Origin of the sequence: Methylobacterium sp. WL18 (assembly GCF_008040015.1) — a bacterium.
Taxonomy (GTDB): domain Bacteria; phylum Pseudomonadota; class Alphaproteobacteria; order Rhizobiales; family Beijerinckiaceae; genus Methylobacterium; species Methylobacterium mesophilicum.
Genome location: NZ_VRVD01000037.1, coordinates 1 through 19,097, shown reverse-complemented (window position 1 = coordinate 19,097; position 19,097 = coordinate 1). Strand labels below are relative to the sequence as shown.

At 69.6% G+C, this 19,097-nt stretch carries 15 protein-coding genes and 1 pseudogene; 4 read left to right on the top strand and 12 right to left on the bottom strand.

Translation table 11 applies throughout. The annotated features are described in order from the left end of the window. Positions 1-774, bottom strand: a pseudogene (locus tag FV228_RS05985) (sensor histidine kinase); the annotation flags it as partial. Positions 775-938: 164 nt separating this feature from the next. Between FV228_RS05985 and FV228_RS05980 the strand changes: the two are divergent. After that, positions 939-1,286 carry an Hpt domain-containing protein gene (locus FV228_RS05980; RefSeq protein WP_187277648.1) on the top strand — a complete coding sequence of 116 codons (348 nt, stop codon included), beginning with the start codon at positions 939-941 and terminating at the stop codon, positions 1,284-1,286. Positions 1,287-1,289: 3 nt separating this feature from the next. Here the strand turns inward: FV228_RS05980 and FV228_RS05975 are convergent, their stop codons facing one another. From FV228_RS05975 to FV228_RS05940, 8 genes are all read right to left on the bottom strand, one after another. Then, positions 1,290-2,522 (bottom strand): PAS domain-containing sensor histidine kinase, encoded by a 1,233-nt coding sequence (locus FV228_RS05975; protein WP_246689913.1) that lies wholly within the window; start codon positions 2,520-2,522, stop codon positions 1,290-1,292. Between the two features lie 269 nt (positions 2,523-2,791). Further along, entirely contained in the window at positions 2,792-4,423 is a 1,632-nt protein-coding gene (locus FV228_RS05970) for an AarF/UbiB family protein (protein WP_147853755.1), read from the bottom strand. A gap of 133 nt (positions 4,424-4,556) precedes the next feature. Continuing rightward, the gene (locus FV228_RS05965) at positions 4,557-5,882 is read right to left on the bottom strand and encodes an MFS transporter (protein ID WP_147853754.1); all 1,326 of its coding nucleotides are present in this window, start codon (positions 5,880-5,882) and stop codon (positions 4,557-4,559) included. A 149-nt stretch (positions 5,883-6,031) separates the two neighbouring features. After that, complete coding sequence (locus tag FV228_RS05960; RefSeq protein WP_147853753.1) at positions 6,032-6,733, bottom strand: substrate-binding domain-containing protein; 702 nt, start codon at positions 6,731-6,733, stop codon at positions 6,032-6,034. A gap of 29 nt (positions 6,734-6,762) precedes the next feature. Then, on the bottom strand, positions 6,763-7,602 hold the full coding sequence (locus tag FV228_RS05955; RefSeq protein ID WP_147853752.1) for an NAD(P)-dependent oxidoreductase: 840 nt from the start codon (positions 7,600-7,602) through the stop codon (positions 6,763-6,765). Between the two features lie 15 nt (positions 7,603-7,617). Next, a complete protein-coding gene (locus FV228_RS05950; protein ID WP_147853751.1) occupies positions 7,618-8,913 on the bottom strand; it encodes an MFS transporter in 1,296 nt (431 codons plus the stop codon). 40 nt (positions 8,914-8,953) lie between these two features. Further along, positions 8,954-10,015, bottom strand: a complete 1,062-nt coding sequence (locus FV228_RS05945) for a lactonase family protein (protein WP_147853750.1) — start codon at positions 10,013-10,015, stop codon at positions 8,954-8,956. A 13-nt stretch (positions 10,016-10,028) separates the two neighbouring features. Continuing rightward, positions 10,029-11,336, bottom strand: a complete 1,308-nt coding sequence (locus tag FV228_RS05940) for an alpha-hydroxy acid oxidase (RefSeq protein ID WP_147853749.1) — start codon at positions 11,334-11,336, stop codon at positions 10,029-10,031. Between the two features lie 150 nt (positions 11,337-11,486). On the opposite strand from FV228_RS05940, the gene FV228_RS05935 reads away from it, so the two are divergent. The 3 genes from FV228_RS05935 to FV228_RS05925 all read left to right on the top strand — a co-directional run bounded on the left by FV228_RS05935 (position 11,487) and on the right by FV228_RS05925 (position 14,106). After that, positions 11,487-12,527, top strand: coding sequence for a LacI family DNA-binding transcriptional regulator (locus tag FV228_RS05935; RefSeq protein WP_147853748.1), 1,041 nt, complete (start codon positions 11,487-11,489; stop codon positions 12,525-12,527). Positions 12,528-12,633: 106 nt separating this feature from the next. Then, entirely contained in the window at positions 12,634-13,305 is a 672-nt protein-coding gene (locus tag FV228_RS05930; RefSeq protein WP_147853747.1) for an aspartate/glutamate racemase family protein, read from the top strand. A gap of 3 nt (positions 13,306-13,308) precedes the next feature. Further along, on the top strand, positions 13,309-14,106 hold the full coding sequence (locus tag FV228_RS05925; RefSeq protein WP_147853746.1) for a TIM barrel protein: 798 nt from the start codon (positions 13,309-13,311) through the stop codon (positions 14,104-14,106). A gap of 12 nt (positions 14,107-14,118) precedes the next feature. Here the strand turns inward: FV228_RS05925 and FV228_RS05920 are convergent, their stop codons facing one another. The 3 genes from FV228_RS05920 to FV228_RS05910 all read right to left on the bottom strand — a co-directional run bounded on the left by FV228_RS05920 (position 14,119) and on the right by FV228_RS05910 (position 18,764). Continuing rightward, positions 14,119-16,230, bottom strand: coding sequence for a TonB-dependent receptor (locus tag FV228_RS05920; RefSeq protein ID WP_147853745.1), 2,112 nt, complete (start codon positions 16,228-16,230; stop codon positions 14,119-14,121). 286 nt (positions 16,231-16,516) lie between these two features. Continuing rightward, on the bottom strand, positions 16,517-17,554 hold the full coding sequence (locus FV228_RS05915; protein ID WP_147853744.1) for a hydroxyacid dehydrogenase: 1,038 nt from the start codon (positions 17,552-17,554) through the stop codon (positions 16,517-16,519). A 4-nt stretch (positions 17,555-17,558) separates the two neighbouring features. Beyond that, positions 17,559-18,764: an amino acid aminotransferase gene (locus FV228_RS05910; RefSeq protein ID WP_147853743.1), complete on the bottom strand. Its 1,206-nt coding sequence runs from the start codon at positions 18,762-18,764 to the stop codon at positions 17,559-17,561. Positions 18,765-19,097: the final 333 nt, after the last annotated feature.

Here is a 19,097-nt window from a genome sequence, read left to right as displayed (position 1 = left end):
CGCCTGCGCCTCGCGGAGGCGCCCGCCTGCGGCGTTGAGGGCATCGACCAGCCGGTCGAGCTCACGCTCGCCGGTCCGTTGCAACCGCGGCAGGTCCTCGCCGTCCGGCCGGGGCGCGGCCAGTGCGGCCTCCAACCGGGCGATCCGGCCCGAGAACCCGTACAGGAACCATCCGAGGAATGCGGCCGACCCCAGCACGGTCACGGCCAGGAAGCCTAGGCCGGCAAGGAAGCGCGTGTAGGCGGGCCCGTCGTTGACGTGGGCGCGGCCCATGGTCCAGGCGGTCAGCCCGGGTTCGGGTCCGTGCAGCGGGCAGCCCTGGACCAGCAGCACCTGCGTGCGGCTCGGCCGGCGGAACGCCACGGCGTGGTCCACCCGCAGGGCCTGGGCATTCACCCCCGCGATGCTGTCGCGCTCGGCCTCGGGGAGGTCGGTCTTCGGCCCGGTGCCCTCGTAGGTCGGGTACGCGTAGGCGACAGGGCCGTCCGCGGCGCTCCAGACCCCACCCTCAATGCCCGGGAAGAGTTCGAGCGCCGCCCCGACGGTGCCGCCGAGCTCGCTCCGCGGGATGTTACCCTTGGTCCGGCGGGTCAGAGCGGCGTAGCGGTCGATGATCTCCCGGCAGGCCCGCCCAACCGCCACCTCCGCCTGCGCGACCTGGACGGCGGTGGATTGGCTGTAGAACCCGAACATGAGGTAGGCGGTGGCCGCCGCCGAGGCCAGCAGCAGGATCCACAAGGCGAGCAGCCGGGCGCGTAGGCTATAGGCCGTCACGGCGCAGGGTCCTCCGGGGCGCCCGCCGCCCCCGCGCAGCCGATAACCGGGTGGGCACGCTGTGGAAACGGTGGCACATACCGGTGCGATCGGAATCGGCCGCTGGACCTCGCGGCGATTGCACGCTTCTGTCGAGGCGTACCGAAAATTCGCTGCCGGAGAAGATGGTGTCACAGTCCCGCGTCGATCGGGCCGCGCTCGACGAACTCGAAGGTGTGATCGGCACCGAGAAGCTCGCGCGCCTGCTCGATCGCTTCGCCACGAGCCTCGCCACGGCCTTCGACGGCGTGGACCAGGGCGAGGCCGCCTACGCCCGGGAAGCCCACACCCTCGTCTCGATGTCGGGGATGCTCGGCTGCTCGGACTTGTCCCAGGCCTGCCGGGCCTTCGAGCAGGCCGCGAAGCTCGGCGGCGGCGACCTTGCGGCGCAACTGGCACATCTCCGAAGCCTGCGCGACGAGACTATCACGGCCCTGCGCGATCTGCGCGAAGAAACGCACGCGGCCCGCTGACCGTCAGCCGGCCGTCACGGCGGCCAGCGGCGCCTCGAAAGTCAGCACGGCCCCGGTCGGCGGGTAGGTCAACCGGGCCGTCCCCCCGAAGCTGTGGGCCAGGCTGCGGGCGATCAGCCGCGTCCCGAACCCGGTCCGGGTCGGCGGTTCGACCGGCGGGCCGCCGACCTCCTCCCAGCGGAACCGCAGGGTGGCGCCGTCACCCGAGCCTGCGATCTCCCAGGCGATCAGCACCTGTCCTGTGGGCACCGAGAGCGCGCCGTACTTGGCGGCGTTGGTGCCGAGTTCGTGCAACATCAGCGCCAGCACCATGCCGTGACGCGGGCCGAGGGTGAGGTCTTCGCCCTCGACCCGGAACCGGCCCGCGACGCCGTCGCCGTGCAGGGACACCGCCCCCTCGACCAGGCCGACCAGGGAGGCCGCCGCGAAAGAGCCCTGCAGCAGCACGTCGTGGGCCTGGGCCAGCGCCAGCAGCCGCGCGGCCAGCGCTTCCCCGGCCGCCTCCAGCGAACCGGCGTTGCGCAGGGTCTGCGCCGCAACCGCCTGGACCATGGCCAGGGTATTCTTCATCCGATGGGACAGCTCCTGCATCAGCAGGGTCTGGCGCGCTTCGGTGAGCTTCAGCTCGGTGATGTCCCGGGACGCGGCCAGGATCCGCTCGGGATGGCCACGCTGGCCGCCCACGGGGGTGACCGCGATGTCCCACCACGTGGCGGACCGGCCGGTCTCCAGCTTGGCCTGGAAGCGGCTCGCGCCGCCAAGGCGCGCCTTGTCCAGGGCCCCTGCCACCGCCTCGCGGTCCTCGTCGCGAGTCCAGATCTCGATCCAGGGACGCCCGATCGTGTCCGCAGGGTTCCGGACACACAGGCAGGCCGGGCCATTCTCGCCCGCGGTGATCACGCGTCCGTCGCGGTCGAGCACCTCCAGGACATCCGCGGCGGCCTGGAGCATCCCGGGGGCGGTCAGCTCACCGGCCCAGGACGGCGCCGACCACGCGGCGGCATCGTCCAGGGCGTGGTGGTGCAGCGATTGGGGCCCGGAGGCTTGCCACGGCTCACGGCCGAGGCGGCCGGCCTCGACGCGGCTCGCGGCCTCGATGATGCGGCCGAGGCGCCGACTGCGCTGCCGTTCCGAATCCGCCTGGCCGGTGGCCTGCATCAGCAGGGCCCTCAGGCGGATGTTCTCCGCTTCGAGCGCGTCCAGGCGTCGATCCGTCCCGTCCGCGCGCGCCAGCATGAGGCCCGCATCCATCGCTCGCCCCCCATCTCAGCGTCCACCCCCGCGGCGCGCGCCATGGGGGACCCACCGAAGGCCAGGTGCGGCGACGCGATGTCGAGGCCCGGAGGCGCCGGCGGATCGAACCGCTTCTGGTGGCGCACCCCGCTCGCAACCCCGCGAATCGAAGGGTTCCCGAGGCTAACACGAGATTCCGGATAATCAAACGAACTGTGTATTCGGCACCGGCCGACAACTAGTTTCGCCGCGTCCGATAGCGACGAAACCGATCACTTGTTTCGCATCAGCAGCACCAGCCAGCCGATGCCGAGGATGAAGATCACCAGCCCGATCGAGACGAAGACCGGCGTGCCGAGGTCGATCAGCCGGGGCGCCAGCTGGGTGGCGAAGGCGGCCACCACCAGGGCGACCGCGACCCGGGCGGCAGCCCGCTCGATGCCGCGGGTGACCTTGTCCAGGCCCTTGATCTCGATCTCGACGGTGACGCGGCCCTGCTTCAGGCGCACCAGCATCAGGTGGATCAGGGTCGGCAGTTCGGAGGCCGCGCCGTAGAGGCCGACACCCAGGGCCTCGGCCTTCTGCTTGAGGGCGCCGAGCGAGAACTGCGTCTGCATGCTCGCCTTGACGGTCGGTCCGGCCGCGGCGAACAGGTCGAAATCCGGATCGAGGTGGCGCATCACGCCGTCGGCGGTGACCAGGCCCTTGAACAGGATCGCCAGGTCGGTGGGCATCGCGAGGTCGTTCTCGCGGGCCATGTTCATGAAGTCGGTGAGCACCAGCCCGAGGTTCAGCGGGATCGAGGAGTGGCTCTCCACGAAGGACGTGGCCGAGACCTGAAGCTTGGTCAGGTCCGGGTTGCTGGTGCCGGTCCAGTCGAGGAGCACGGCCATCAGGCCGTCGGCATCCTGCTTGAGCATCGCGCCGATCAGGACCAGCAGCTGCGAGCGCCGCCGCTGCGACAGCCGGCCGATGATGCCGAAATCGATGAAGCCGATCTTATTGCCCGGCATCGCGAGCATGTTGCCGGGGTGCGGATCGGCGTGGAAGACACCCTCGATCAGCGCCATCTGCAGGAAGGCGTCGGTGCCCTTCTGGGCGAGCAGCTTCTTGTCGAGCCCGGCCGCGCGGAGCGCCGCCTCGTCGTTGGGCGGGATGCCGTGGATGAAGTCCTGGACCAAGACCCGCTCGGAGCAATATTCCCAGTGGATCTTCGGAAAGACGATGTCGTCGCGGTCCACGAAGATCTGCGCCAGCAGCTCGCAGTTGCGCGCCTCGTTGAGCAGGTCGAGCTCGCCGTTCAGGCCGTCGGCGAGATGGCGCATCTGCTCCCGCGGCTGGTAGCGGGCCATGTCCGGCCACTCGTTCTCGACGATCCGGGCGCCGTGGGCCATCAGGCGCAGATCCGCCTCGATGATCTTGCGCAGGTTCGGACGCAGCACCTTGACGATCACGTCCTCGCCCGTGTGCAGGCGCGCCCGGTAGACCTGGGCGATCGACGCGGAGGCGATCGGGTTGGTGTCGAACTCGGCGAACACCTCGTTGGGCGGGGCGCCGATATCCTGCTCGAGCTGCGGGCCAATCTGCTCCCACGACACCGGCACGACCTGGCTGTGGAGCTTCTGCAACTCCTCGGTCCAGGCGGGCGACAGCAGGTCCGGCCGGCTCGCCAGAACCTGCCCGAACTTGATGAAGGTCGGGCCGAGCGCCTCGATCGCCCGGCGCAGGCGCTCGGGTTCGGATAGCCGGGTGACGTCGACCCGCGGCCGGCGGCGCGGCAGCAGCGGCAGGTAGCGCAGGCCGAGGCGGTCCACGACGCGCGTGACGCCGAAGCCGATCAGGATCGACGCGATCTCCGACAGCCTCTGACGGTCGCGGGCGGCAACGAAGGCTGTCTTCAGCATGAAGGGGGCGATCCGTTCGGACACGATTGGGCGTCCGGACAGCACGAGCATAAGGACTTTTTTGCGGTCGCGAAGCCCGGGCGCCCCCCAAGGGCGACAATAGAGCCGCCGTCGAAAACAGCGGCGCCCCCTGTCAGGTCCGGGGCGCCGCGACCGGGATGGCTGCGACACCGGGCGACCGGCGCGCGTCGCCGAAGCGGTCGTTGACCACCAGAAGCGTCACCACCACGGCCGAGAGTGCCAACGCGGCCAGGAAGTACAGGCCGGCCTCGAAGCTTCCGGTGGTCTCGCGGATCCATCCGACCATCGAGGGGGCGACGAAGCCGCCGAGATTGCCGATGCAGTTGATCAGCGCGATTCCGCCCGCCGCCGCGCTGCCGCTCAGGAACACGGAGGGGAGCGCCCAGAACGGCGCCTTCGCCCCGTAGAGCCCGGCGGCGGCGAGCGCCATGAACGCCACCGCCCAGAGCGAGCCGGTGGCGACGCCGGCGAGCGCAAGCCCGGTCGCCGTGAGGCCAAGCGCCGTCGCCAAGGTGATCCGGCGGTCGTCGTAGCGGTCCGAGATCCAGCCGACCGTGAGGCCGCCGACCACGCCGAAGACGTACGGGACTGCCGTCATCAGGCCGGTCTGCATGTCGGACAGGCCGGTGCTCTTGAGGATCTGCGGCAGGAAGAACGCCAGTCCGAGATTGGCGCCGGTGTTGGCGAAGTAGATGAAGGATAGCGCGATCAGCCGCGGATCCGAGAGGGCCGTCCGCAGGCTGGTCCCGTGGGTGCCGGCGACGCTGCTCTGCTCGGAATCGATCAGGGTCTGCAGGGCGGTGCGGTCGGCCGGCGCGAGCCAGTGCGCGTCCTTCGGCCGGTCCGGGATCAGGGCCAGGAACACGAAGCCGAATAGGGTAGTCGGGATGCCCTCCAGCAGGAACAGCCACTGCCAGCCCTTGAGGCCCAGGGTGCCGTCGAGCTGCATGATCGTGGTCGAGAGCGGGGCGCCGATCGCCAGCGAAACCGGGATGCCGACTGCGAAGGCACCGAAGATCCGGGCGCGATACGCCTTGGGGAACCAATAGGTCAGGTAGAGGATCACCCCCGGGTAGAACCCGGCCTCGGCCGCGCCGAGCAGGAAACGCAGGATCAGGAAGCTGGTAGAGCCCTGCACGAACATCATCGCGGCCGAGAGCAGGCCCCAGGTGATCATGATCCGGGCGATCCAGCGCCTGGCGCCGACCTTCTCGAGGATCAGGTTGCTCGGCACCTCGAAGATGAAATAGCCGATGAAGAAGATCCCGGCGCCGAGCCCGAACACGGCCGGCCCGATACCGAGATCGGCGTTCATCCGCAGGGCCGCGAAGCCGACGTTGATCCGGTCGATATAGGCCATGACGTAGCCGATGAAGAGCAGCGGCATCAGCCTGAAGAACACCTGCCGGACGATCCGGTCCTGTTCGCTGGCGACCATGATTTCCTCGTTTTTTATGTTGTTTTATCTTTGCGCCGTCATCGAGGGCCTAGCGGAGCGATCCGGTGCAGGACGCGATCTTCGAGCGATGCGTGTCCCTGGTTTGCGTCGCGGCGCTCGCAATGATGGTGGAGGTGTCTCGAGCTGTCTCAGAAAGCCGGCTCTAGACCGCTGGCGCGGTAGGCGGCGGCCGCCTCCGGCGTGGTCAACCCGGCCAGGAAACGCAGGGCGCCGTCGCGGTCGGTGGTGCCGCGCAGGATCGCGGCCGAGAAGGTGGTCACCTCCTGCACCGGCTCCGGGAATGGCCCGACCACCTCGATGCCTGGCACGACCATCAACTCGCTGATCTGCTGGACTGCAATGTCGGCCTCGCCCGAGACGAGCTTTTCCGCCGTGAAACCCTGCGGGATGATCGTCGCCCGAGCGTTGACCGCCTCGGCGAGGCCGAGCCGAGGCAGGAGGCCGGCGAAGTAGATGCCGCTGGCGCCGGTGCGCGAATAGGCGACTGAGCGCGCGTCCACGAGCGTCCGCTTGAGCGCCTCGACGCTGCCGATCTCGGGATGCGCCGCCCCGGCCTTCACGGCGATGCCGTAGCGGGAGCGCACGACATCGACCCGGGTGTCGGGCTCGACCTGCCCCGCGGCGATCAGCCGATCCATCGCGTCGGAGAGCACGAACACCGCGTCGGCGGTCTCGCCCCCCTGCAGCGCCTTCATGATCACCGCGGTTGGCGCCCAGTCGATCGCCGCCCGGCCGCCCGCCGCCGCGAAGGCGGGGACGACATGGGCGTCGAAGGCGCCCCGCACCACCAGGGCGCATTTCAGCCGCGTCGTTTTCTGGTCGTCCGCCATGCGGGCTCCGGTCGTCTCGGGGTGTGTCATCACCGGGCCGGCGGCGCGGTGCGGGTATAGTCGAGGGCGGTGAAGCCGCCGCCCTGGTAGCGCTCGATCACAGGGTTGCCGCTGGTCTTGCCCTCCAGGGCCGGAGCGTAGGCATCGGCGCTGTCCTGCGGCGCCCAGCCGATCGCGTCGCGCCCGTCCCGGCGCCACCAGGTCATGCGGCTGTTGTTCGAAGCACCCCAGATCACCACCGAGCCCTTCGGCCCAAGGCTCGGAGCCAGGGTGGCGCGGGTGATCAGCCGGGTCAGGTCGGCATAGGACAGCCAGGTCGCCAGCATTCGCGCGTCCGTCGGCTCCGGGAAGCAGGAGCCGATGCGTAGGAAGATGCTCTCGACCCCGTGCTTGTCCCGGTACAGGCCGCCCATCAGCTCGCCATAGGCCTTGGACAGGCCGTAATAGCCGTCGGGCGCGAGGGCGCAGTCGTCGTCCAGGACCTCGCTGCGTTCGTGGAACCCGATCGTGTGGTTGGAGGAGGCGAACACCATGCGGGCGCGCTCCCGCCGGGCCGCCTCGTACGCGTGGTAGAGCCCGCGGATGTTCGGGCCGATCACCGTCTCGAACGGGTGCTCCACCGAGATCCCGCCGAAATGCAGGATCGTGCCGCAGCCCTCCGCCAGGCGCAGGATCGCCGGGCCGTCCTCAAGGTCGGCGAGTTGGAAGCGCGCGCCCTCCGGCAGCGGATCGGGAAACGGCACCCGGTCGGTGAGGCGCAGCGTCCAGCCCTGCGCGCCGAGCGCCTTCGTCAGCACCCGGCCCAGCGCACCGGAGGCGCCGGTGAGCAGGACGGGCTTTTCGGGGATCGTGTCGGTGGGGGCGTTCATCGGTTCGCTCCGGGATCAGGCGGTTTTCACCGCTTTGAGTGGCGAGGCCGCCTGCGGGTCGTGCGGGCGCTTCACGAAGACCGCCATCGCGACGACGCCGGCCGCGGCGATCAGGGCGGCGATCACGAAGGCGCTGGCGTAGCCGCCGAGATACTGAACGGCGAAGCCCGTGGCGGTCGGCCCGATGATGCCCGAGATGTTGCTCAAAAGGTGGATGAATCCGCTCACGCCGCCGACGCGCGCCTCCGGCACCAGCTCGTGGATCGTCGCCCAGCACGATTGCACCGAACTCGTCAGCATCAGCACCGCCAGCGCGATCAGCGCGACTGCCGCCGCGGCGTTCGGTGCGGCGTTGACGGTGATCAGTGCGACGCCCGCGATGGCGAGCGGCACGATCGTGGTGATCTTCCGGGCCGCCAGCTTGTCGTCCATGCGCTTGTACAGCAGGTCGGCGACGATACCGCCGCCGACATAGCCCACGAACCCGCAGGCCCAGGGGATCGAGGCCACGAACGCCATCTGCTGCACCGGCATGTGCAGGGCGTCGGTGAGGTAGCTCGGGAGCCACGAGAGGAAGATGTAGAGGGTGTAGTTCACCGCGAACATACCGAGACCCAGCGACAGCGTGCTCGGCAGGAACAGGTAGCCGCGCAGGGACCGCTCGTGGTCGGAGGCGGCGAGATGCGACACGGCCCGGCTGCGCTCGACCAGTTCGATCTCCTCCGCGGAGACCCGGGGATTGTCCCGGGGGCGGTCGGTCATCAGGATCCGCCAGGCCACCACCCAGACGAGGCCGACGGCGCCGATCGCGACGAAGGCCACCCGCCAGCCGTACTGGATCGCCAGCAGGCCGACGACGGGCGCCGCGATGGCGCTGCCCACGGTCTGCCCGGAGAAGGTGAAGCCGATGGTGCGTGCCGTCTCCTCGCGGGGAAACCACGTGGTGATGGTCCGGTTCGTGGTCGAGTTCATCGGCCCCTCGGCGAAGCCGAACAGGGCGCGGACCACGAACATCTGGGCGAAGCCGGTCACCGCGCCGGTGAGCATGCACAGGACTGACCAGGAGGTCGCCGCCCAGGTGTAGACGCTGCGCGGGCCGTAGCGGTCGGCCAGCTGTCCACCGACGAAGGCGAACAGGGCGTAGCCGAAGAAGAAGGTGCTGAAGATCACCCCAAGCTCGGAAGGCGACAGGTTGAGGTCCTGCTTGACGAAGGGCGCGGCCACGCCGAGCGCCGCGCGGTCCATGTAGTTGATGATCCCGGCGATAAACAGCAGAGCCGCGATCAGGAACCTGTATCGTTTGGCGAACATCGGGCTTCCTCCGGAGGCATCATATTTTTGTTGTGTATTTTTATAGGAACGCGATCGTGCATGGGCTCGGGCTCTGGCGTGAACCCGTTTGGGTGAGGTCGCCACTGCCTGGGTCGATGGCGAATTCGGTCAGGCTGTCGCCCTGCTCGTTTGCCACCAGCAGGCGGCCACTGTCCGGCGCCAGGGTCATGAAGCGCGGGTCCCGGCCGCCGGATGGCGTCCAGCCGGCCGGTTCGAGGCGGGCGCCGTCTACCCGGAAGCGCGCGATCCCATCCTGGCCGCGGTTCGAGGCGTAGACGAAGCGCCCGCATAGGGTGACCACGATCGCCGCCGCCGTGCTGGCGCCGAAAAAGTCGGGGGGCAGCGTCGGAACGAGGTGGCGGGGCGTGAGCGTTCCGGTCCCCGCATCCCACCGGCAGGTCGCGACGGTGGACTCCAGCTCGTTGACCAGGAAGGCGAGCGCACCGCCGGGGTGGAACGCGATGTGGCGTGGGCCGGCGCCCGGGCGCAGCACGGCTTCGGTGACGATTTCCAATTGGTCGCCGTCGAGGCGGAGGACGAAGACCCGGTCGAGGCCCTTGTCGGGCACCAGCACGTGGCGACCGTCCGGCGACAGGACGACGTGGTGCGGGTGCGCGCCGGCCTGCTCGGTCCGGTGCGGGCCGGGCTCGCCCGGCATCGGCAGGACCTGCGCGGCCGGCTCCAGCCCGCCATCGGGTCGGAGCGGCATCAATGCGACCGAGCCGCTGGCGTAGTTGGCGACGATCAGGAACCGCCCGCTCGGGTCGAGCGCCTGGTGGACGCTGTTGGTGCCGCCGGTCTCCGCGCTGCCGAGGCTCCGCAGGGTGCCGTCCGGCGTGACCGCGAAGGCGGTGGCCGACGTGCCGTCGCCCCGGACGGTGTAGAGCACGGCGCGGGCGGGATCGGTGACCAGGAAGGACGGGTTCTCCAGGCCATCTACCCGGCCGAGATGGGTCCAGTCGTCGAGCCCGGCCCCGACCCGGTAGATGTCGATGCCCTGGCCCCGGGCCCGGCGGCGCGCGGTGGTGAAGCAGCCGACGAAGGCGAGGCCGAGGGGCGGGCGGGGCGCGTCGTCGGTCATGCCGGTCTCCGGGTCAGCTCCGCCGCGGGACGCGGCGCAGGAAGTCCGGGTTCAGCTCGGACAGGCAATTCACCCCGATCAGCGCCATGTCACGGTTGAGCTCCTCCTTGAGGATCCGCATGGCGTGCTCGACGCCGGCAGCCCCACCGAGCGCGGCACCGAACATGAACGGCCGGCCGAGCAGGACGAAGTCGGCGCCGAGCGCCAGCGCCTTCATCACGTCGGTGCCGCGGCGGATGCCGCTGTCGACGATGATCTTCAGGCTGCCTTTTCTGGCGGCGATCTCCGGCAGCACGTCGAGGGGCGCGATGGCATGGTCGAGCTGGCGGCCGCCATGGGTCGACAGGATGATGCCGTCGGCGCCGCAGTCCTTCGCGATTTCAACATCCTCGGGGGCGAGGAGCCCCTTTACGAGGAGGTTGCCGGACCACCGCTTGCGGATCGCCTCCAGGTTCTTCCACGAGAGCTGGTCCCGCGCGATGGTGTTGCGCACCGCCCCTTGCGACATCATCGGCGGACCGCGCTCGGCCTCGGTGTTCTCGAAATGCGGGGCGCCGTGCTTCAGGAAGGTCTGGGCGACGGTACCGAGCAGCCAGCGCGGGTGGGTCGCGCTCTGCCACGCGACCTTGGGCGTGACCTTGATCGGCATCGAGAAGCCGCTGCGGGTGTTGTGCTCGCGGTTGCCGAGCGTCGGGGTGTCGGCGGTCACCACGAAGGTCCGGTAGCCGGTGGCCGCGACCCGGTCGAGCAGGCGGTCGATCCGGGTCTGGTCGCCCGGCAGGTAGCCTTGGAACCAGGCTTGTGGGTTCTGGGCGTACACGTCCTCCAACTTGATCAGCGAGGATGCGCTGAGGATCATCGGCAGGTTCATCCGCCTGGCCGCCTCGGCGAGCACGATGTCGCCACGGTAGGCGATGAACGCCGCCCCGCCGAGCGGCCCGACCCCGAAGGGCGCCGCGTAGGTGTGGCCGAACAGTTCGGTAGCGGTGTCGCGGCCGGAGGTGTCGCGCATCAGCCTCGGCACGAGCGCGTAATCGGCGTAGGCGCCGCGGCTGTGAGCGAGCGCCGCCCCGGTTTCGGCCCCGCCGGCCACGTACTGGAAGATCATGTGCGGCAGGAGCCGCCGGGCGTGGCGCTCGAAATCGTCGAGCGCTAGCAGGCCGCGGAACCGGTACGGCGTGACCACGTCGCTGCGCTTGAGGCTGGTGACGAGGGCCTGAGGGCCGGCGATGCCGGGGGCCGCGGTATCGGCCTGCCCCACCGTGGGGGCCTCGCGCTCGGGAGCCCCCAGACCCGAAGTGGGCTGGTCGAACGTCGCCATCCGCTCCTCCCTGTTTTCCGCCAGACCCGGATGCCAGCGGGCCGACAGCATTTTTGAAAGCGCTTTCAGATAGCCATGGTCATCCGAGAGTGTCAATATCCTGCCGGTTAGGGCATGGTTCGGGCGTGTACGGGGGAGAGTCGAATTTCCGTGTTGGATGGGCCGGATGAGATCCTGGAACCGCCGTCGCGCAGCCCGGTGGCGCGGGACGTGGCGCATCGCGCCGGGGTCTCGACCGCGACGGTCTCCCGGGTGCTCAACGGCTCCGCCGGGGTCCGGGCCGACAAGCGGGACGCGGTGATGCGCGCCGCGCAGGATCTCGGTTTCGTCGCCAACGGTGCGGCCCGGGCGCTCTCTACCCGCCGGTTCATGGCCGTCGGCGCCGTGGTCCCCAACATCGAGAACGAGGCGTTCGTGCGCGTCCTCTCGAGCTTCCAGGAGCGGCTGCGGCAGGCCGACTACACCCTGGTCGCCACCAATGCCGGATACGACCTCGAGGACGAGCTGCGCGAGGCGACCTTCCTGCTGGAACGTGGCGTCGACGGGCTGATGCTGGTCGGCGACATCCACCACCCGGATCTTCACGCCCGCATCGCCCGGCACGGCATTCCGATGGTGCAGACCTTCAGCCTGTCACGGGAGCGCCCCTGCGTCGGCTTCGACAACGCCGCCTCCGCGGCCCGGGCGGCGAACTACCTGATCGATCTGGGCCATCGCCGGATCGGGGTGATCTCCGGCCTGCGCAAGGACAACGACCGCGGGGGCGCCCGCGTCACAGGCATCGCCCAGGCGCTGGCGGCGCGCGGCCTGACGCTCGCCCCCGAGCACGACATCGAGATCTCCTACGGCATCGGAGGCGGCCGCGATGGCTTCCGCCAGATGCTGGCCGGGGGCCCGCCGCCCACCGCGATCATCTGCGGCACCGACCAGATCGCCTTCGGCGCCATGATCGAGGCCCGCGCCCGGGGGCTCGACGTGCCCGGCGACCTCTCGGTGATCGGCCACAACGATTCCGACTTCGCACCCTTCCTCGATCCGGCGCTGACCACGATCCGGATCCATTCCGCCGAGATCGGCCACGCCGCCGGCGACCATCTCATCGCCCGGATGCAGGGTCGGCCGGTGGTGCGGCTCACCGAAATCGACGCCGAGCTGATCCTACGCGCCAGCACGGCGCCGCCGCGAAGATAGGCCCGTGACCGAGCGTATAGGCGATATCTTGCCACCGCTTTGAAATCGCTTACAAGACGCTGAACAGCGAACGGATGCCCGACCGCGTCACATCCCGGGAGACAGCATGGCCCCCCGCATAGTCCTCCTGCACGCGACGCCGGTCGCGATGGCTCCGATCCAGGCGGCCTTCGCCGAGCGCTGGCCCGAGGCCGAGACGGTCAATCTGCTGGATGACGGCCTGTCCCTCGACCGGGCCAAGGAACCCGGCGAGATCTCCGAGGGCATGATCGACCGGTTCGTCCGGTTCGGGCGCTACGGCCACGACATGGGCGCCGACGGCATCCTGATCACCTGCTCGGCCTTCGGGCCGGCCATCGACCGGCTGATCGAGACCGTGCCGGTGCCGGTGCTCAAGCCGAACGAGGCGATGTTCCGCGCCGCCATCGCGCAAGGGCAGCGCATCGGCATGCTGGCGACCTTCGGCCCTTCGATCGGCACCATGACCGACGAGTTCGAGGAGTTCGTCGGCCAGTCTGGCCGGCTCGCGACCCTGCGCACAATCCTGGTGGACGACGCCATGGCGCGCCTGCGCGCCGGCGACGCCGAGACCCACAACCGGCTCATCGTCGAGCGGGCGCCGGACCTGGCCGATTGCGACGCGATCATGCTGGCGCATTTCTCGACTTCCCGGGCGGCCGAGGCGGTGCGCGCCGCCGTCGCTATACCGGTCCTGACCGCGCCCCATGCGGCGGTGGACCGGATGCGCGCCATGATCGAGACGGCTGAGAGGGCCTGATCCATGAAGCTCGGTGCCTTCTCCGACCGCCTGAGCGGCCATTGCGGCTTCCTGTTTACGGAGCTGCCCCTGCCCGAGCGGTTCGCCGCCGCGGCCAAGGCCGGGTTCCGGGCCGTGGAGCATCCGAACCTGTTCGCGACGCCGGCGGCAGAGGTCGCGGGCTGGCTCGAGCGGGCCGGCGTGTCCCTGGTCCAGACCGGTTTTCCGGCGGGCGACGCCTCCAAGGGAGAGAAGGGCTTCGCGGCACTGCCGGACAAGGTCGCGTATTTCCGCTCCACCATCGAGCCGACCCTGGACTATGTCGCGCAACTCGGCTGCCGGATGGTCCACCCGATGGCGGGCGTCCGGCCGGCCGGAGCCGAGCCCGCGCGGCTGTGGGAAACCTATCTCGACAACTTGGCCTTCGCGGCCGACGCCGCCAAGGCCCGCGACATGACCGTGATCGTCGAGCCGATCGGCCCGGGCTCCATCGCCGATTACGTGATCGACGACCCGCTCAAGGCCGTGGAGGCGATCCGGGCGATCGGCCGGGACAACGTGAAGCTGCTGTTCGACGCCTATCACTGCGTCTGCCTGTGCCACGACCCGGCGTCACTGATCCGGGCACACGCGCCGCTGATCGCCCATGTCCAGATCGCCGACGATCCCGGCCGGCACGAGCCCGGGACCGGCACCATCGCGTTCGACCCGATCTTCGACGCCCTGGAGGCGGTGGGCTATGCCGGCTTCATCGGCTGCGAATACCACCCGGCCGCCGGCACCGAGGCCGGCCTCGGCTGGATGCGGGCGGCTTCGGTGTAGGGTCGGCGGCCCTCAGAACCGTGCCGCGACGCCGCCCATGATGGTGCGCGGCTGGCCCGGGCTGGCGTAGCGGTTCTGGAAGGCGCGGTCGTAATAGATCTCGTCAAGCAGGTTATCGACGTTGAGGTAGATCCGGACATCCGGCGTGATCTGATAATACGAGATCAAATTCACCACCGTGTAGGCGGGCATCGTGAAGGTCGACAGGGCCGTCCCGGCGACGCGCTGGCCGACGACGTTGAGCCCGCCCCCGAAGCCGAGCCCCTTCAGCGCGCCGCCCTGGACCTCGTAGACCGCCTGCATGGCAAAGCTGTTGGCAGGAATGTTGGCCAGTCGGGTCCCGACCGGGATCGTGTTGTCCCGCGCCACCGCCGCATCGACATAGGTGTAGGTGCCGATCACGCGTAGCCCCGGCGCCAACTCGCCTGCCAGGGTGAGGTCGAAGCCGCGGCTCTGCACCACGCCGGCGGCGACGCTGAAGGCGGAATCGACCGGGTCCGTGGTCGGGACGTTGGTGCGCCGGATGTCGAACACGGCCGCGGTGGCGTTGAGCCGCCCGTCGAGCAGGCCGACCTTCACGCCGGCCTCGTAGCCCTCGCCGCCCTCGAAGGCGAGGGGTTGGCCGCGCCGGTCCAGGGCGGTGCTGGGCTTGAACGAGCGCGCGTAGTTTCCGTAGACCGAGACTGCGTCGGACACGTCGTAGACCAGGCCGAAGCGCGGCAGCGCCTCCGTGCCGCGCAGAATCGTGGTGCGATTGGTGATGTATGATGTGGAGTCCTGTCCGACATCCTCGACCCGGACCCCCACCAGGGCGTGCAGCTGTGGGGTGATGTCGATCTGGTCCTGGACGTAGCCCGCGTAGCTCTCCGTGTGCTGCAGGAAGTTGGTGATGGTGGGCAGGCTGCGCGGCAGCGCCTGGCCGTAGCGCGGCGCCAGCAGGTCGAGCAGGAACGGGAAGGGCGCGGCGTTCGAGCGGTCGAAGACCTCCCGGTAGCGGTACCGGTCGTATTCGAGGCCGAGTAGCAGCGTGTGGTGCAGGAAGCCGGTGTCGAACTTGCCGGCCAGGTTGACCTGCACATCGGTGTCGGACCAGGTCAGGTCACGCCATTCCAGATTCCGGCGCAGGGTGCGGCCGTCCGGCAGGAAGCCGTTGGCAGCTGCGCCGACGCCCCAGCTCTTCAGAGATCCGCCGAGCACCTGAGCGCCGGCCGTGAGCACCCAGTCCTGGTCGAACCGGTGCTCGATCCGCAACTGGCCGAGGGCGTCCTGGACCACGCTCTGCGGCAGGCCGGGCTCGCTGAGGAAGCGGGAGCGCGGCACGTTACGCAGACGGCCCTGGAGGGGGACGATGCCGCGATCGAAGGTCGTGCCGGTGCTGACGAAGGCGCCCTCCAGGGTGATGGTCGTGTCCGCGCTGGGCTTCCAGGCGATGACGGGGGCGACGTGGTAGCGATCGCCGCTCACGAAATCGCGAAAACTGCCGTTGTCCTCCACCGCGCCGGTGATGCGGGCGAGGACCTGGCCGCTCTCGTCGAGCGCCCCGGTGGCGTCGAAGGTGCTGCGCTTGGCGCCGTAGCTGCCGTACTGCGTGCCGATCGCCAGCGACCGCTCGGCCAGGGGCTGCTTGGTCACGATGTTGAAGGTGCCGCCGGGATCGCCGCGGCCGTACAGGAAGGCCGAAGGCCCCTTGAGCACCTCGATCCGCTCGATCACGACGACGTCCGGCGCGTTCGGGTATCCGCGACTGATCGGGAATCCGTTGCGATAGTAGTCGAACACGGAGAAGCCGCGGATCGTGACTTCGGTCAGGCCGAGGCCGCCAAAATTGTTGGAGCGGCCGACGCCGGCCAGGTCGAGGGCGGTGTCGATCCGCGTGGCGGCGGCGTCCTCCAGCACCTGCCGGGTCACCGGCACGACCGTCTGCGGGACGTCGCGCAGGGGCGTGTCGGTGCGGGTGGCGCTGACGCTCCGTGACGGGGCGTAGCCCTCCGGGGCCTGGGAGGCGCTACCCTGGCCGGTGACGGAGAGCTCCTCAAGAATGACTTCCTGATTCGGATCGGATGCAGGTTTCGCCCAGGCGCAGTCCCAGTTGAGGAGTGGGCCATGTCCGACAAAAAAGGCCAAGACGGCAACCGCGAGTATCGAATAGGAAGTATTCGATCCGGATTGAGAAGAATTTTTCGCCACGTTCTCAGGCCACGCTACATCGAGGCCGCCGAGATGGTGGGGTGGGACCGGTAGGGTCAAGCTTGCCGAGCGAAGCCCGCGCGGCGCAAAACTTGGAATGATTTCGATCTGGCTGCGGATTAGCTTACGAAGACTCGAAGCTGCTCCACGGCACCGTCGACCTGTTGCCGCCCGGCAACATTCTTGCCAGCTGACTCAGACCGGTTTCGCGGATGCGGCTCCGCTACGCAGTCCCGAGCAGCCGCGCCCGGCGCTCCAGCACCGCTGGCCAGACCTCCAGGTTGACGAGCCGCGGCGGGGTCTTGCCCCGCAGGAGGCCGATGATCTGCTCGGCGCCCCAGGACGCCACGTTACGGCGCGCCTCGTGGGTGACGCCGGCGGTGTGGTAGGTCGCTACCACAGTGTCGAGCGTCAGCAGCGCCGAATCCAGGGGCGGCGGCTCGGGCGCCCAGACATCGAGGCCGGCCCCCGCGAGATGGCCGGTGGCCAGGGCTTCGGCGAGCGCCGCCTCGTCGTGCACGCCGCCCCGGGCCGTGGTGATGAACAGCGCGCCGGGCTTCATCGCCGCGAAGGTTTTTGCGTCGAAGCTGCCGCGCGTCGTGTCGTCGAGCGGGCAGTGCAGGGAGACGATGTCGGCCTCCGCGAGCAGCCGCGCCCGGTCCACCGGCTCGGCGCCCCGGGCCCGGATTTCTTCGGCCGAGAGCAGCGGGTCGTAGGCCAGGACCCGCATGTCGAAGCCGCGGGCGAGCTTGGCCACCTCCCGGCCGGTATGGCCGATGCCGACGAGACCCAGCGTCGCGCCGCCGATCTCGTGGCCCATCAGCGATTCCCGCGAGAAGCCGCGCGCGGTCCGCAGCAGCCGGTCCGAGACGCAGATCTTGCGGGAAACAGCCAGCATAAGGCCGATGGCAAGTTCCGCTACCGAGCGGGCATTGCCGCCGACCTGGTTGACCACCGCGACGCCGGCCCGGGTGCAGGCGGCCGCGTCCACCGTGTCGAAGCCTGCCCCGCCCGAGGAGACCGCGAGCAGGTTCGGGCAGCCGGCCAGCAGTTCGTCCGTCACGTGCCAGCGGCGAGGCAGCTCGTCCCTTGCCGGTGAGATGTGGAAGACATGGGCCTGCACCAACAGGGCCTCGAGCGGTTCCGCCGGGCCCTGCAGGTCGCCGACCTGCAGGTCGATGTCGGGTTCGGCCCTCAGCCGCGCGTCGAAGACCGGGTTGATCCAGAGATTGAACCGGCAGACGCGCTTGAGGGCTGCCACCGGGTCAGCCTTTCACGACGGCGTCGATGGCGTCGACCACGTGGTCGATGTTGTGGGTGTTGACCGCCGCCACGCAGATCCGGCCGGTCTCCAGGGCGTAGACCTCGTGCTCCTCGCGCAGGCGCGTGGCCTCCGCGGGGGTCAGGCCGGTGTAGGAGAACATGCCCTTCTGCGCCTTGATCGCGTCGAAGCCACGCTCGGGGTGGCGCTGTTGCAGGCTGTCGGCCATGCGCACCCGCATGGCGCGGATCCGCTCGCGCATCTCGGCGAGCTCCCGCTCCCAGTCAGCCCGCAGCTCCGGATCGGTCAGCACCATCTCGACGATGGCGGCGCCATGGGTCAGCGGGTTCGAGTAGCTCGCCCGAACCAGACGCTTGGCCAGGGATTCGACCTTGGTCTTCAGGGCCGGTGTCTCGGCGACGATCGTCAGCGCGCCGACGCGCTCGCCGTAGAGCGAGAACGACTTCGAGAACGACGAGGCGACGAAGAACTCCTGACCCGACTCGGCGAACAGGCGCACCGGCGCGGCGTCCGCATCGAGGCCGTCGCCGAAGCCCTGGTAGGCGATGTCGAGGAACGGGATCAGGCCGCGCTCCGCGAGCAGGGGGGCGAGGTCGCGCCACTCGTCGGGCGTCAGGTCGGCGCCGGTCGGGTTGTGGCAGCAGGCGTGCAGCACCACGATCGAGCCCTTCGGCAGCGTCTCGAGGTAGGCGCGCATCGCCGGGTAGTCGACGCCGCCGGTCTCGGCCGAGAAATACGGGTAGTCGACGACGGAGAAGCCGGCCTGCGTGAACAGCGCTTTATGGTTCTCCCAGCTCGGGTTGCTCACCGCCACGGTGGCGCCGGGATTGAGCAGCGCGAGCACGTCGGCGCCGGTCTTGAGGGCGCCGGTGCCGCCGATGCTCTGGAGCGTCGCGGTGCGGTTCTGCGTCAGGATCGGGGCGCCCGCACCGAACAGCAGGGCCTGGACCGCGTCGCGGAACGGCTTGGTCCCCTCGATCGGCCGGTAGGTCTTCGGCAGACCCTTCTCGATCCAGCGCTTCTCGGCGGTCTGCACGGCGCGCAGGCGCGGCACCTTGCCCTCGGCATCCGTGTAGACCCCGACCACGAGGTTGAGCTTTTTCGTGCTCGTGTCGGCGTTGAAGGCCTCGAACAGGCGCATGATCGGGTCGAGCGGCGCGTCCTGGATGCCGGCGAACAGCGAGGTCATGATCGTCAATCGTCCCAGAGGGGCTTCGATGCGGCGCGCGCGGGCGGGTCTGTCCGAAGTCGCGGGCTGGCCGACGCCCTTATTTCCCACATCGCGCCCGCCCGCCAGCGCTTCCGCGCGCAGCTGCATCCCGATCCACTCAAGGATGAACGGATTTTGAAACCGCTTTATCCGAAAGCCGGCGGCCACCTTTCGGGCCGATGCGCGGGCCCGGCGCTGCACGCTTCCCGTGCGGCGAGACTGACCATAACGTGTGGCGATGAAGCAGATCCTCGCCCCGATCGTCGCCGGCCTCCTGGGCGCGGCACCGGCCGCCGCGCAGGCCCCTGTGCG